The organism is Allomuricauda sp. MMSF_3307 (genome assembly GCF_030733585.1).
In the GTDB taxonomy this organism is placed as follows: Bacteria; Bacteroidota; Bacteroidia; order Flavobacteriales; family Flavobacteriaceae; genus Flagellimonas.
In genome coordinates this window covers 723,517-737,720 of record NZ_JASHIQ010000002.1, presented here as the reverse complement: position 1 = coordinate 737,720, position 14,204 = coordinate 723,517, and the positions used below count along the sequence as shown (strand labels likewise).

At 44.7% G+C, this 14,204-nt stretch carries 11 protein-coding genes; 1 reads left to right on the top strand and 10 read right to left on the bottom strand.

Annotated features, from left to right (window positions below; all coding sequences use genetic code 11):
* Positions 1–34 precede the first annotated feature (34 nt).
* The 5 genes from ilvD to RBB12_RS07750 all read right to left on the bottom strand — a co-directional run bounded on the left by ilvD (position 35) and on the right by RBB12_RS07750 (position 5,574).
* Positions 35–1,711 (bottom strand): dihydroxy-acid dehydratase, encoded by a 1,677-nt coding sequence (gene ilvD, locus RBB12_RS07770; protein ID WP_293287816.1) that lies wholly within the window; start codon positions 1,709–1,711, stop codon positions 35–37.
* A 359-nt stretch (positions 1,712–2,070) separates the two neighbouring features.
* Positions 2,071–2,910, bottom strand: coding sequence for a biotin-dependent carboxyltransferase family protein (locus tag RBB12_RS07765; RefSeq protein ID WP_306013004.1), 840 nt, complete (start codon positions 2,908–2,910; stop codon positions 2,071–2,073).
* Positions 2,903–3,637 (bottom strand): 5-oxoprolinase subunit PxpB, encoded by a 735-nt coding sequence (gene pxpB / locus RBB12_RS07760; protein WP_293287812.1) that lies wholly within the window; start codon positions 3,635–3,637, stop codon positions 2,903–2,905. Before pxpB ends, RBB12_RS07765 begins: the two co-directional genes overlap by 8 nt.
* A complete protein-coding gene (gene pxpA / locus RBB12_RS07755; protein WP_306013005.1) occupies positions 3,637–4,377 on the bottom strand; it encodes a 5-oxoprolinase subunit PxpA in 741 nt (246 codons plus the stop codon). Before pxpA ends, pxpB begins: the two co-directional genes overlap by 1 nt.
* Positions 4,378–5,574 carry an Nramp family divalent metal transporter gene (locus RBB12_RS07750; protein ID WP_306013006.1) on the bottom strand — a complete coding sequence of 399 codons (1,197 nt, stop codon included), beginning with the start codon at positions 5,572–5,574 and terminating at the stop codon, positions 4,378–4,380.
* A gap of 182 nt (positions 5,575–5,756) precedes the next feature.
* On the opposite strand from RBB12_RS07750, the gene RBB12_RS07745 reads away from it, so the two are divergent.
* Positions 5,757–6,200 (top strand): hypothetical protein, encoded by a 444-nt coding sequence (locus RBB12_RS07745; RefSeq protein WP_306013007.1) that lies wholly within the window; start codon positions 5,757–5,759, stop codon positions 6,198–6,200.
* Here RBB12_RS07745 and RBB12_RS07740 read toward each other — a convergent pair.
* The 5 genes from RBB12_RS07740 to tilS form a co-directional block, all read right to left on the bottom strand.
* On the bottom strand, positions 6,197–6,607 hold the full coding sequence (locus RBB12_RS07740; RefSeq protein WP_179383820.1) for a hypothetical protein: 411 nt from the start codon (positions 6,605–6,607) through the stop codon (positions 6,197–6,199). The two genes, RBB12_RS07745 and RBB12_RS07740, sit on opposite strands and share 4 nt — an antisense overlap.
* A 189-nt stretch (positions 6,608–6,796) precedes the next feature.
* Positions 6,797–8,332 carry a YifB family Mg chelatase-like AAA ATPase gene (locus tag RBB12_RS07735; protein ID WP_306013008.1) on the bottom strand — a complete coding sequence of 512 codons (1,536 nt, stop codon included), beginning with the start codon at positions 8,330–8,332 and terminating at the stop codon, positions 6,797–6,799.
* A 106-nt stretch (positions 8,333–8,438) separates the two neighbouring features.
* On the bottom strand, positions 8,439–10,826 hold the full coding sequence (locus tag RBB12_RS07730; protein ID WP_306013009.1) for a penicillin acylase family protein: 2,388 nt from the start codon (positions 10,824–10,826) through the stop codon (positions 8,439–8,441).
* 81 nt (positions 10,827–10,907) lie between these two features.
* Positions 10,908–12,890 carry a protein-disulfide reductase DsbD gene (locus RBB12_RS07725; protein ID WP_306013010.1) on the bottom strand — a complete coding sequence of 661 codons (1,983 nt, stop codon included), beginning with the start codon at positions 12,888–12,890 and terminating at the stop codon, positions 10,908–10,910.
* Positions 12,887–14,194, bottom strand: a complete 1,308-nt coding sequence (tilS, locus tag RBB12_RS07720) for a tRNA lysidine(34) synthetase TilS (protein ID WP_306013011.1) — start codon at positions 14,192–14,194, stop codon at positions 12,887–12,889. Before tilS ends, RBB12_RS07725 begins: the two co-directional genes overlap by 4 nt.
* Positions 14,195–14,204 lie beyond the last annotated feature (10 nt).

The window sequence follows — 14,204 nt, the reverse complement described above, 5'->3', positions numbered from 1 at the left end:
GCCTTAATTTAGGGAGATACCCCTTTTGTAATTGTTAGAACAAATCGGTAACACAGCCTTTTGCTGCGGATGATACCGTTTTGGCATATTTGTACAAGCTTCCTGATTTGACCTTCAATTCAGGTTGCTTCCATTCCTTTCTTCTTTTTTCGAGCTCTTCGTCCGAAATATTCACATTAATGGTATTCTTCACGGCATCGATGGTAATTTCATCACCATCTTTTACCAAGGCAATACCGCCTCCTACCTGGGCTTCGGGCGATACGTGGCCCACCACAAATCCGTGTGAACCACCGGAGAATCGACCATCGGTAATCAAGGCTACATCCTTTCCAAGTCCCGCTCCCATAATGGCGGATGTAGGCTTCAACATCTCGGGCATACCTGGTGCTCCTTTTGGTCCTTCATAGCGAATGACCACCACATCGCCTTTTTGCACTTTGCCGTTATGGATGCCTTCGTTCACCGCGACCTCGCTATCAAATACGCGGGCGGTTCCCGTAAATTCAAGTCCTTCTTTACCCGTAATCTTGGCAACGGCGCCTTCTGTGGCGATGTTCCCGGTCAAAATGCGAATATGTCCGGTTTCCTTAATAGGTTGTTCTTTTTTTCGGATAATGTCCTGCCCTTCGGCCAAATCGGGAACATCCAATAGGTTTTCGGCCAAGGTTTTTCCCGTAACGGTCATACAGTCCCCATGCAACATCCCTTCCTTCAACATATATTTTAGTACGGCAGGCACCCCTCCAACATTATGCAGGTCTTCCATCAAATATTTGCCACTGGGTTTTAGATCAGCCAATAAAGGCGTAGACTCACTGATGCGTGTGATATCCTCCAAAGAGAAATCCACTTCCGCGGCGTGGGCAATGGCCATAAAGTGAAGCACTGCATTGGTGGAACCCCCAAGTACGGTAACCAACCTAAAGGCATTTTCCAATGACTTTTTGGTAACAATATCCCTTGGCTTGATATCTTCTTTGAGCAAATGGTAGAGCGCCGCTCCTGCAGCTTCGCAATCCGCCTGTTTTTTATCGTTCACCGCTGGAATGGATGAGTTGAAGGGCATGGACATCCCCATGGCTTCTATTGCCGACGCCATGGTGTTTGCGGTGTACATACCGCCACAAGCTCCAGCACCCGGGCATGCCTTGTGGATGACCTCCTTATATTCCTTTTCATCTATGGCACCGGCCACTTTTTGTCCATAAGCTTCAAAAGCCGAGATAATATCCAATTTTTTGTTATTGTGGCATCCCGGAGCAATGGTTCCCCCGTATACCAAAATGGATGGGCGGTTCAAACGCAATTGCGCCATTAAGGCTCCCGGCATGTTTTTATCGCATCCCACCACGGTGACCAAGCCGTCATAGCTCATGGCATGGATTACGGTTTCAATGGAATCGGCAATAATATCCCTTGATGGCAGCGAATACCGCATACCTGGAGTTCCGTTTGATATCCCATCGCTAACCCCAATGGTATTGAAGATAAGACCGACCAAATTGGAGGACTCTACCCCTTTTTTCACATCTAGGGCCAAATCATTTAGGTGCATATTACAGGGGTTTCCTTCGTAACCTGTACTCGCAATCCCGATTAAAGGTTTTTGTAAATCTTCATCTGTCAATCCAATCGCATGCAACATAGCCTGGGCCGCTGGCAGCGTTGGGTCTTGTGTCACTTTTTTACTAAACTTGTTCAATTCCATTGTAAAAATTCATTCAAATACCACATTCTCCTGAATAAATGCAGTAATTCAAAGATATATGTTTAAAAAGCCCTAGATTTTTAACAGTTGTTCGCTGTTTAAATCCACTGGAAACATAATATACATAAATTACTGTTTTTCAAACTTTTAGATGGTTTAAAAATCCAACATTCAATTAATTTTCTTGGAAATAAAAAAGGCCTGTATCGTGTAGGATACAGGCCTTTTAAGTCAATAGCAAGTCCGTATCACCCCGTTTTGGGAATAATAATGACAGCTACGATGACTTGGTTATTTCTTTTCATACACCAAGGGTACAAAAAATAATTGTCTTTGGTACGAAGGCCTTGGAGATTTTTTTAAATCAGTTTAAACCGCAATTCATCCCCGTACTTCTTTTGGGCCAAAATGGAAATGGACGCTTCTGAGAGTTGCAAAATACGTGGGTAACCGCCGGTGGTTTGACCATCCTTCATCAAAATGATCATACGGCCTGCTGGCGTAAGCTGGATAGTGCCCGGCAAGGTCCCGGAAGTAAGCATGGTATGCGAATGTCCTGCGATGAGCTCCGAAATTTGATAGGCCATTCGATTGTTTTCCTTGGAAACATGATAGGTTTTGGTAAAGATCTCGGTCAACTGCCCGTCCGAAAGCAACGAAAACTCGGGACCTTTGTACACCTTGAGAACATTGCTTTCAAAATGCTCTTCAATCTTGACTTCCGATATTTTGGGTTCGTAGGACTTGGTTTCCTTGTACGGGACCTCATCGCCATCTTTAAGTCGGGCCGACTTGGTAACAGGATAAAACTGTGAACGACTGTGGAGCAGTTTTTCCGTTTGAAAACCTCCTTTCACGGCCAAATATCCCCTGAAACCCTTCTCCAGACGACCGTAGGACAAAATATCGCCCTTGCCCACTTTGATTACGGTGTAGGTATCAACAGGTTCATTGTTAAGGGTAGCGGCGATATGAGCACCGGACATACTAATATACGTATCAGTATCAAATTGAAGGGTCGGACCCGTCATGGTAATTTCCAAAACCGCATCGTTCTCATCGTTCTCCAACAAAAGGTTTGCCTTCTTCACCGATTTCACATCCATGGCCCCAGCTATGGGCACACCAATATCCCGGTGTCCGAACCTTCCAAGGTCTTGGATGGTCAAATAGAGGCCAGGTTTCAATACTTTAAGCATTCAGCACCACTTTTTCGGGTTCATATATACCTACTTCGCCCTCGATTTTATGCAGTTTGTATTCCGCTTTTGAAATACGCTCAAACTGTATCTTGTCCCCTACCTTCACAAAGCAAGGGTCATCCTTTTTGGGGTCGAACAGATCCACCGGACAGTTTCCGATAATGTTCCAGCCGCCGGGCGATTCCTGTGGATAAATTCCGGTTTGTTTGCTCGCAAGTCCTACCGAGCCTTTGGGAACCTTTAACCTTGGCTCGGCACGGCGAGGGATTTCCAGAGAAGCAGGAAGTCCGCCCAAATACATAAAGCCGGGCAAAAAGCCGATGCCGTACACCACATATTGATGCGAAGTATGCTGTTCGATGAGCGCTTCGGGAGAAAGCCCCAAAGTTTTGGAAGCATCTTCGAGGTCCATTCCAAATTCCAAATCGTAGCAAACGGGCAGTGTCCATAAATGCTGTATCCGTTCTGTTTTGGATTGGGCCTGACGCTCTTGGCATTCCGCAATCATCTTTTTGGTTTCCTCAAAATCGATATGGTCCTGATTGTAAACCATGGTCAAGGAATTATAGGCTACGGACATCTCCCAACCGGGGATTTCCAGCTCTTTAAACGCATCCATAAAATCGAGAATGTCGGCCAAAATGGATTCACTCACCTCTTTGGGCCATTCTACCAGAACGGCGCGTTCACCAAAGGGCTTTATACTGATGGGGTAACTTTTCACTATGCTATTTTCACCTGATTTTGAGGTAATTCTCTTGAAAGATACATCAATATATCCAAAGCAGAAACCGTATCGCCATGAATGCACAACGTATCCGCACTGATTTGTCGAAGTCCACCATCAACGGTTGAAACTTCCCCTTTTTTGATGATGGGAAGAATATGTTGCAAGACTGCCTCAGGTTGCTCAATAAGGGCATTTTCCGTTTTTCTGGAAACTAGGGACAGGTCAGGATTATAGTTTCGATCCGCAAAAGCTTCATACCAAATTTGAAACCCTTGTTCTTGAGCTATTCTTGCTATTTCTGAACCAAAAGGCACATACAGGACGGCTTTGTTTTTGTATGCTGCAATGGCATCCAAATAGGCAATCGCCAGTTGGTTATCTTTCGCCGTTTGATTGTACAAGGCACCGTGCGCTTTGATATGGTGCAATGTAATTTCTCCCTGATTTAACACCTCATCAAAATCTGCCAATTGGGATTGAATGCTTTGGATAAGATCTTCGTTCGAAATATCCATGACCTCTCTGCCAAAATTGGCTTTATCCGGATATGATGGATGCGCCCCGACTTTAAGTCCGTGCTGCTTGGCCAAAGAAGCTATCCCGCGCATGGTTTCCATATCCCCCGCATGTCCGCCGCAAGCAATATTGCACGAACTGATGTACGGAAAAATCTGCGCTTCGTTCCCTACACCTTCGCCTACATCACAATTGATATCTATGGTAAACTGATCCATTTAAAACAAACCTATCACTTTTAATATACTTTTTGCACCGAGAAAAATGGCAAAAGCAACGATGGCGATGCCAAATGCATTCTGGATGACAGAGTTTCGGTGTTCGCCCATCACCGATTTTTTGTTCACCACCCATAAGAGCAATAAGGCCATCACGGGAAGCAAAATACCGTTGGCCACTTGCGCAAATTGAATGACCTCAATGGGTTTAATATCAAAAGAAAGGAACACCACCCCGCAAAGCAGTACCGTGGTCCAGACCATTTTAAATTTTTTGTGCTGCATTCCGCCTTCCCAGCCAAAGCAACTACTGGCCACATAGGCGGCTGCCAAAGGGGCCGTAATAGCCGAGGTAATTCCCGCTGCCAAAAGCCCAATGGACATGAACAAAAATGCCATTTGTCCAAATAAGGGCTCCAATGCCTTGGCCATATCCAAGGCATTGTTGATTTCGGAGATGGGTGCAGCGGCGGCAGTCACCAATATGGCCATAGAAACCAAACCGCCCAATCCTATGGAAACAAGAGTGTCCCAATTCACTGCTTTTAGATCTTTTTGCGAATTCCATTTTTCCTTTACCAAAGAGGCATGCAAAAAGAGATTGTAAGGAACCACCGTAGTCCCCACCAGGGCAATTACGGTAAGCAATCCGTTTTCAGGCAATTTAGGAACGAACATTCCCTTTACAATTTCACCAATCGATGGTTGGGTGATGATGGCACAAATAACAAAGCTTACTCCCATAATGCCTACCAAGCCCATGAATATTTTTTCCAAAATCTTATAATTGCTCCACCATAGTAGCATAAAAATTATTCCTCCTATAATGGCGGGCAAAAAAGGTTTTACCGAAGGATAGGGCAACAACTGCTCCAATCCTAAAGTGGCACCACCGATATTTCCAGCTTCGTAGGCAGCATTTCCCACCAAAATGGCACCGAGCACTATGGCGATGACCATATTTCGAATCCAAGGTGTTCGCAGTTCTGCCCGAACCACGTCCACTAGGCCACTTTGGGTTATGAGTCCAATCCTACCGGCCATGCCCTGCAACACGATAGTGGCTATTACCGATACCAAAAGAGCCCACAGCAAAGCGTACCCAAAACTTGCTCCTGCTAGCGTGCACATGGTTATGGTTCCTGGCCCAACAAAGGCTGCTGCAACAAGAACTCCCGGGCCTATTTTTTTAAACATGGATGGTTTGGTTTTTGGTGGGTTGAAATTAAAAGTATAAATGGACAAATCATGCATTTCATCCGAAAAAGTGCCATTCGTCTAAAAGTGGGATGTCGTACATCGATTTTTTATACGATTTCGAAAAACTGAAAGTTATGGTTATACCAAATCTTATTGAGACCTAAACTTGACTAAAACCTATGATATGTAAGGATTGTGGCAAAGGCCTTGACCCCCGTCAATATAAAGCTTCCAAGGAATCTTTGGGTGTTACCCTCTGCGAAAGACATACAAAGCTTATTAAAAGAGTGATATTGAACAATGATACGCCAATTGAGGCCATTCATTTATTCTATGCCCTCAAGGAGGCCGGTGTATCTCCAATGCTGGAATGGTGGGATGGAAAAAAATCTGTGGATATAGCAATTTCCAGAGTAAAGCTCAACATTGAAATTGACCAAAACTACAACATGATCACCCACGAACAGGCCATAGCCGACCTTGAAGATGCCATGCATTCGTTCAAAAATGGGTTTACCACTGTTCGGATTCCCCATTTGGCCATCAAATATTATTTGGACGAAACGGTGGAGAACATCATGGGAATCATAGAAGGACTAAAAGCCAACATCAAGGCCATTTAGTTGGAAAACTGAAATCTGTTCTCTTTTTTGGTTTCCTTGTATTCCAAAATATTGATGACTACGGTTGCCTCACCAATGTTTTCCAAATCGTTGACGTAGTTTTTGCCACGATTTTCGAAATATTCGGTATCCCCGGGGTTTAATTTGATCATGTCGATTTTACCGTTGCCGTAACGGGTGATCACCAAACCTCCTGTGGTGCATACCCAGCCGTAATTGGTATTGTGCCTTCTAAAGTTAAGACGTTCTCCGGGCAAAAGGCATAAATCCCAAAGCTTGACCTCTTCATTTTCAAAAACCAATCGATTGCTCAACGATTCTTTGATTTCCTGATGTAGCAACTCATCTATCTTCTCCTGCTCCCAAGGGTCAAAATTCCCCATTGGGTTCAACTCCACAAACTGCATGTTCCCTAAATTTTAAAAAAACGGGGCGAAAGTACTGTTTAAAAGTCTTATCAACAGCGGTTTAAGCAATATTTAACGTAATCACGCCATATCTATCCACAAAAGACCCGAACCTTATCAATTTGATGATAAACCTTTGGTTTATTTTCCATGTTCGCATTCCCATTTTTCATCAATTTGAGGTTTAGCTTAACCCAGCCACCCTTCCCTATCCAGACTTCGATACTGTATCGCTTCCGAGATATGGTTTTCAGTTACCTCAGAAAACCCTTCCAAATCGGCAATGGTGCGGGATACTTTTAAGATTCTGTCATAAGCCCTCGCAGATAGATTCAGTCGTTGCATGGCTTCCTTTAAAAGATTTTTGGAGGAATCGTTCAATTTGCAAAACTGCCGAATATGCTTGGTCCCCATTTGGGCATTGTAATGGATACCCTCGATTGCGGCAAACCTTTGGTTCTGAATGTCCCGGGCGGCTTCCACTCTTTTTCGGATAACGACACTGCTCTCCCCTCTCCTGTCTTCGGACAATTTATCGAAAGGGACCGGGGTGACCTCAATGTGAATATCTATCCTATCCAACAAAGGGCCGGATATTTTGCCCAAATACCGCTGCATTTCTGCGGGTGATGATGTCACAGGGGCATCGGGGTCATTGAAATATCCTCCTGGACTGGGGTTCATGCTGGCCACCAGCATAAAACTACTGGGATAAGTAACCGTAAATTGGGCGCGGGCTATGGTGACCTCCCTGTCTTCCATCGGTTGTCGCATCACTTCCAGTACGCGTCGTTCAAACTCGGGGAGCTCATCCAAAAACAGGACTCCATTGTGGGCCAACGATATTTCACCGGGCTGCGGATAACTGCCCCCACCCACCAGGGCGGCACTGCTTATGGTATGGTGCGGGTTACGGAAAGGTCGCTGGCTCATCAATCCCTTGTTTTTCACTTTGCCTACCACACTGTGTATTTTGGTGGTTTCCAAGGCCTCGTGCAAGGTCATGGGCGGCAAAATGGACGGTAAACGCTTGGCCAGCATGGTCTTCCCTGCTCCGGGGGGACCTATCAAAATAATGTTGTGACCGCCAGCAGCCGCAATTTCCATACATCGTTTTATGCTTTCCTGTCCCTTCACATCAGCAAAATCAAATTCTGGCAGGTACTGTTGCTCGTAAAACGTTTTTCGGGTATCCACCACGGTTTGTTCCAAAGGAAGGTCGGCATCAAAAAAATCAATCACCTGTTTAATGGTTTCCACGCCGTAGACCTTGAGTCCGTCCACCACGGCTGCTTCGTTGGCATTTTCCTTGGGAAGGATAAAGCCTTCGAAACCTTCTTGCTGGGCCTTAATTGCAATGGGAAGGGCGCCTTTAATGGGTTGCAGGCTTCCGTCCAAAGAAAGCTCTCCCATAATCAAATAGTTTTCAATGTTTTCCGAACGGATTTGTCCTGATGCTGCCAAGATTCCTATGGCCAGCGTTAAATCGTAGGCCGAACCCTCCTTGCGCATATCGGCCGGAGCCATGTTGATGGTGATTTTTTTACCGGGAATTCGGTAATCGTTGTTCTGAAGGGCAGCGGCAATCCGAAAATTACTTTCCTTGATGGCATTATCTGGCAATCCTACCAAATGATACCCGATTCCCTTGTCGATATTGACCTCCACTACGATGGTGGTGGCCTCTATGCCAAAAACGGCACTTCCGTAAACTTTTGTGAGCATAAATTGTTTCTAATTGAAAAAGACTGAAAATGTAAACAATCTATGTTCAAGAATAGGTGCTCAATTGACGGATGCCCCTTTTGAATTGACGGATGCCCCTTTTGGGTTAACGAAAGATCAAAATGGATGATGCAGTTTCTTCAATTTCCTGCTTGTTCATCATCATTTTACGGAACTCCCCATTCACGTACATCTGGGCTTGATCCTGATAATGCTCGCTGAACGGATTTCCGGACTGGCCCGTGGGCAAGATGCTGATGCTGTTCTCCACATCGGAAAAATCGATGATCCTCCGAGTGGATGGACCCGAATTTACTTTGTAAAAACCTGTGCTGTCATAGGGAAAAGCAAGGTTGTTGATTACTTCTCGAGTGCCTTCCACAGGAAATGGACCTACGTTGAAATAGCCTCGTAAGGATTCCACTTGCCCAAATGGGTGTGGATGCTCCAGCGTATGCAGTTTATCCCATGTCCATTGGCTGGGGTCGGGTCCTAAATCTTCCACCAACGAATTCCATGCATCGGAAAAGGAAGCCATGACCATATCCTGTCTGGTTTCCACGACATCGGGCGTATTGACATTGTCCCACCATTTGGAACGCTCTATGGAAGCACCCCAAGCAATTTGTCTTTTGAATAAATGGGTGGACAAAAACTGTTTGAACATTTCAGGGCCCATTTCGTCCTCGACCGTGTTCCTCACCATAAAATAGAGGCTTCGATGGTACAAGGCAGGACTAGTGCTAGTTAAGGAATACTTGCCGTTCCAATTTCTTAGGGAATCCACCATAACCAGCTGTTCTTCGGTCATTTTGGTGACATCAAACAATTTGATGAGTTCCGTGACCACTTCCGTATTTACGGGTGAGGTGACATCCAATATCATTTCAGAAACGGACTCCTTGTCCCAGTCGTTTTTCGCATCCAACAACTGAACTATGCGCTTGGCGCGGTTTTCGGGCAAATAGTAGCCGGGATATAATATTCCCGCAATGGAATCGGGCTGATTATTGGCCGAGTAGACGTAATTCCATGGTGGGTTTTCCGCCATTGGATTCTCAGAAAAATCCAGATATCTCAAAGGCTCCTCTTTTCCAGATGTTCCATCCAACACAAATTTGGTGGACAAACTGTCTGGCATTTGATAAAGTTTGGCTGTGGCCCACCAAGCTACATTGCCCTCGGCATCACCATACATTACGTTAAGTCCCGGTGCATGGATATTGGGCAGGGCACTTTTAAACTCTTCCATGTTTTTGGCATGACTAAGCCCATATAACGCATGCATCACCATATTCTTGGGTTTAGTATATATCCATGACATGCTTATGGGCCGCTCACCGGATATTTGGTCCGCAATGTTGTTCAGCACGGGACCGTGGTGTGTTTTTTTGTATGAAAAGGCCACATCTTCACCATCCTTAACCTTTATGGTCTTATTTACTAATTGGTAGGTTTTCCAACCTTCGGCTGTTTTGTATTGTGTGCTATCGGATGGATTGGTTTCTTCATAGTAAAAATCAATATCATCATTTTCGAACATGGTAAGTCCATACGCCATTTTTCGGTCGTGACCCAATAACGGAAAGGGAACACCTGCCAAATGATATCCATATTTTTCGTAGGTAGGTGTGCTTACATGTGCCTCGTACCAGACGGATGGCTGTGCAAACCCAATATGTGGGTCGTTTGCCAAGATGACTTTGCCATTCTTGGTTTTTTGTGGCGCTATCACCCAGCTATTGCTGCCTTCAAATTGGGGAATGGGCAGTTTTTTCAACGCCTTGTCCACACTGGCGGTAATTTGGGTTCCCAAGGTGTCAACGGACTCACCTTTGTAGTTTTTTATCCATACGGTGGAAGAATCGGAATCAATGGCCAAGTCCTTCATGTACTCATCACCCAATTTATTCCTAAGACTGGTTAGGAATGGGTCTGTTTTATGGGCCATGGCGAAACTAAAGGCCATATACCCGACCGCATTGTACACATCTTCAATGGTAAAAGGTTCTTTATCTATCCCGGTCAAGTAAAACTCTATGGGGGTGGGACCTTCTTCTATAAAGGCATTGATTCCATCCAAATAGGCTTGTGAAAGCACAATGGGCTCACTGCTTTTGTCCAATCCCTGTAAAGTTTCACGGGTTTGCTCATCTATGCCAAGGGATAGAAAAAACTTATCGGTCTTGACCATGTCCTTGCCAAACACCTCAGAAAGTCTTCCTTTGGCGACTCTTCTCAACAGCTCCATTTGCCACAATCGGTCCTGGGCGTGCACGTAGCCAAGCGCTTTTAAGGCATCCGCCTCATTGTCAGCATAAATATGTGGGATTCCGTAGGGGTCAAAATACGTTTTTACCTCGGAGGATAGACCCGGAAGGGATTTTTCCCCTCCATAGTCGGGTTTAAGACTGTTGATAAATAAGGCTGCGCCAATAATTACAAGTAGAAGTAATCCTGCTAGAACAAGAAGAATCTTTTTGTATGTTTTCACAAAGAAGGGTTAAGTCGATTAGTAGACCTAATGTATAATTATTTTTTTAGATGTTGAACAAAATTGATTGACAAATGTCAATTATTTGTTCATGGATAGCTGATGTTTTTCCAAACCGGATTTTAACCAATCTTCGTAGGTGTCCACATCCACATACTGCACAGCTTCGTTCAATATCTCCAATTCGGGTGACATAAGCACATAATAGGGCTGCGATGCCGCATTAAAATTGATGGTTTGGAAGGTACCCCACTTTTGTCCGATGGTTTCAATGGCCTTTACCCGTCCTGAATCGTATTTAAAATCGAATTTTTCGGAATCGGGCAATTCCTTCCTATCATCCACATAGAGGGAAATGAGCACGTATTCATCCTTCAGTAAAGGATACACATTAGGGTCGCTCCACACATTTTCTTCCATTTTTCTGCAATTCACACAGGCCCATCCCGTAAAATCGAGCAAAATGGGCTTGTTCACCTCCTGTGCATAAGCAACGCCTTCCTCAAAATCCTTAAAACAGTCCAAGCCCAACGGACAATCGCTTTCGGTTTCCACTACACTGTAAAAACCGGGAGGCGGAAATCCACTCAACAATTTCAAAGAAGTTATTTTGAATAGTCCAAGTACCAAGTACACGGTAAAAGCAAAGCTTATCAGCCCAACAATCTTTCTGGAAGGAGACAAATTCTTTTTGGGACCATCATGCGGAAACCTGAACAATCCGAATAAGTAAAGAGTCATCAATACAAAAAGGACCACCCAAATGCCTACGAATATTTCCCGTTTCAGAATGCCCCAATTCCCCACTAAATCGGCGTTGGATAAGAATTTGAAGGCCAAAGCCAGTTCCAAGAAGCCGAGCACCACTTTTACCGTGGTCATCCATCCCCCTGATTTAGGCAGCGAATTCAACCAAGCCGGGAACATGGCAAACAAGGCAAAAGGCAGGGCCAAGGCCAAACCAAAACCGACCATCCCGGAAGTTAAATTGGTTGCCACATTTCCTTCTGCCAAGGTGGTACTGCCCAAGAGTCCGCCCAAAATTGGTCCCGTACAGGAAAATGAAACAATGGCCAAGGTCAAGGCCATAAAAAAGATACCCAATCCCCCTCCTACTTTGGAGGATGCCAAATCCATCTTATTGGCCCAAGAGCTGGGTAAGGTCAGTTCGTAGTAACCGAAAAAAGAAAAGGCAAAAAACACGAAAATCACAAAGAAAAACACGTTGAGCCAGATATTAGTGGCGATGGTATTCAATATTTGGGAGTCCACCGAATTGAACAAATGGAACGGTAAACTCAACAAGAAATAAATCAACACAATGAAAAATCCATAGAGCAAGGCATTGGCAATCCCCTTGGATTTCTGCTTGGTCTGTTTGGTGAAAAAGGAAACTGTTAGCGGAATCATGGGGAAAACGCAGGGCGTCAACAAGGCTATAAGTCCACCTACAAAACCAAGCCCAAAAATCATCCAAAGGTTGGATTTTCCTTCGGAATCGGTCACTCCATCTTGTTGGAGCAGTTCCTTGTTCTTTAAATCAACCTTTAGCGATTCGCCCAAGGCCACACTTCGTTCATCCAAGGATGTTTCTTCTGCCACAAAGCCGCTTCCATCCAACGAAATTTGAAAGAACTCATCTACGGGGAGACACACCTCCTTGCAAATCTGATAAAATAGGTTTACGGAAATTTGATTCACCTCTGGGTCGAGGAGTTTTATTTTCTGGGTAAAAATGGCCTCTTCTTTAAAGAAGGTCTCGTCCACTTCAAAAATATCACTGTATTCGGTGATGGTCTCGCTCTCCTCAGTGACCCCGACCAATTCATAGTCTTCCCCTACTTTTTCAAAAGTAAACTCACTGGGCAGGGCACCACCTTCGGCCGTATGTTGGGAGTATACATGCCATCCCTCCATAATTTTTCCCTTGAACACCAGTTCATATTCGGTATCCGATAGTTGGCGAACCTCGTGGCTCCAAACCGCAGGATTTTCATCCGTTTGGGCCAGAGCAGCGCCTGTACCAATAAACAATAGTCCAAAAAAGAGTACCAATAATCTCATAGCAACTGTGTAATCTTAATTATTTCACGGGTCGATTCCCCTACCTTAAAACGCTCATCGGCCCGTTTGCCCACGACCCATACAATATCGTCTCCAGAACAAAGCAACCATTGTTTTCCTTTGGAAAGCACATCCATTTTTTCATCCTTGAAAAACTTGGACAGTTTTTTTTTGCCCTGCATCCCGAAGGGATAAAAATAGTCGCCTTTTTCCCAATTTCTTAACAATAACGGTGGGTTTAACTTTTCCTTATCCAAAAAGACCACATGTTTCCCTTCTTTTTCTACTTTTTCGACCAACTCCACTTTCAATGGTATCGGTAATTTCGTTGGGGTTTCATCCAAATAGACAGGATAGGATTTATTTACCCTATTTTCTTTTGGAGACAGCAACAGGTAATCTCGATCCTTGAGCAAAATATGCGTTTTGGAAACCACTTGCTTTCCGCTTGTTGCCGAAAGCAGTCCTTCCACATCGCCCCATTCCGTAAACCCATATCCCTGAAACAGATGGTATAGATGGGCTCTCAAGGGTTGTAACGCTTTAAGTTTTGATATGTTAATACGAAACATGCCATCTTGTAGCTCGAACAGTTCGGATTGCAGTGTTTTGATATATTGATTTACCAAGTCGTTGGTTTGACCCAAATGCTTTTGTGTAGACCGGAAATTTTGCAAAAAAGTCGGGTGCAGCTCCTTGAGCACCGGCACTATTTGATGACGGATTTTGTTTCTGAGGTATTTGCTGCTTGCATTACTGCTATCCTCTCGCCATGCAACACCGTTGGATTTGGCATATCCCAAAATGTCGTCTTGGGAAAAGGGCAATAAGGGCCTTACGATTTTATCATTTTGCTGCGGGATTCCCGTGAGTCCAGCTATTCCAGTACCACGCGATAAATTGATCAAAAATGTTTCTAGATTGTCATCCGCATGGTGCGCTGTCAGCACGTAATCAAAGCCCTCAGCATCCAAAAGCTCGGCAAACCATTGGTAGCGCAGTTCACGCGCTGCCATTTGTACGGAACCGCCGTGGTTTTCCAAGTAGCCTTCCACATCAAAACGCTTTATAAAACAGGCCACATCATTGGCGACTGCCCAATTTTTTACAAATTCCGCATCACCATCGCTCTCTTTACCTCGAAGTCCAAAGTTGCAGTGGGCCAGCGCAATCGTTAATTCAGCAGCCGCGCACAAATGCGCCAATACCATGCTGTCCACTCCCCCACTACAGGCAATCAACAGCTTCTTTTCGTTTAGAAAAGAAAAACTTTCGTTGATGTGTTGCTTGAACTTCTGGAGCATTTTGCAAATT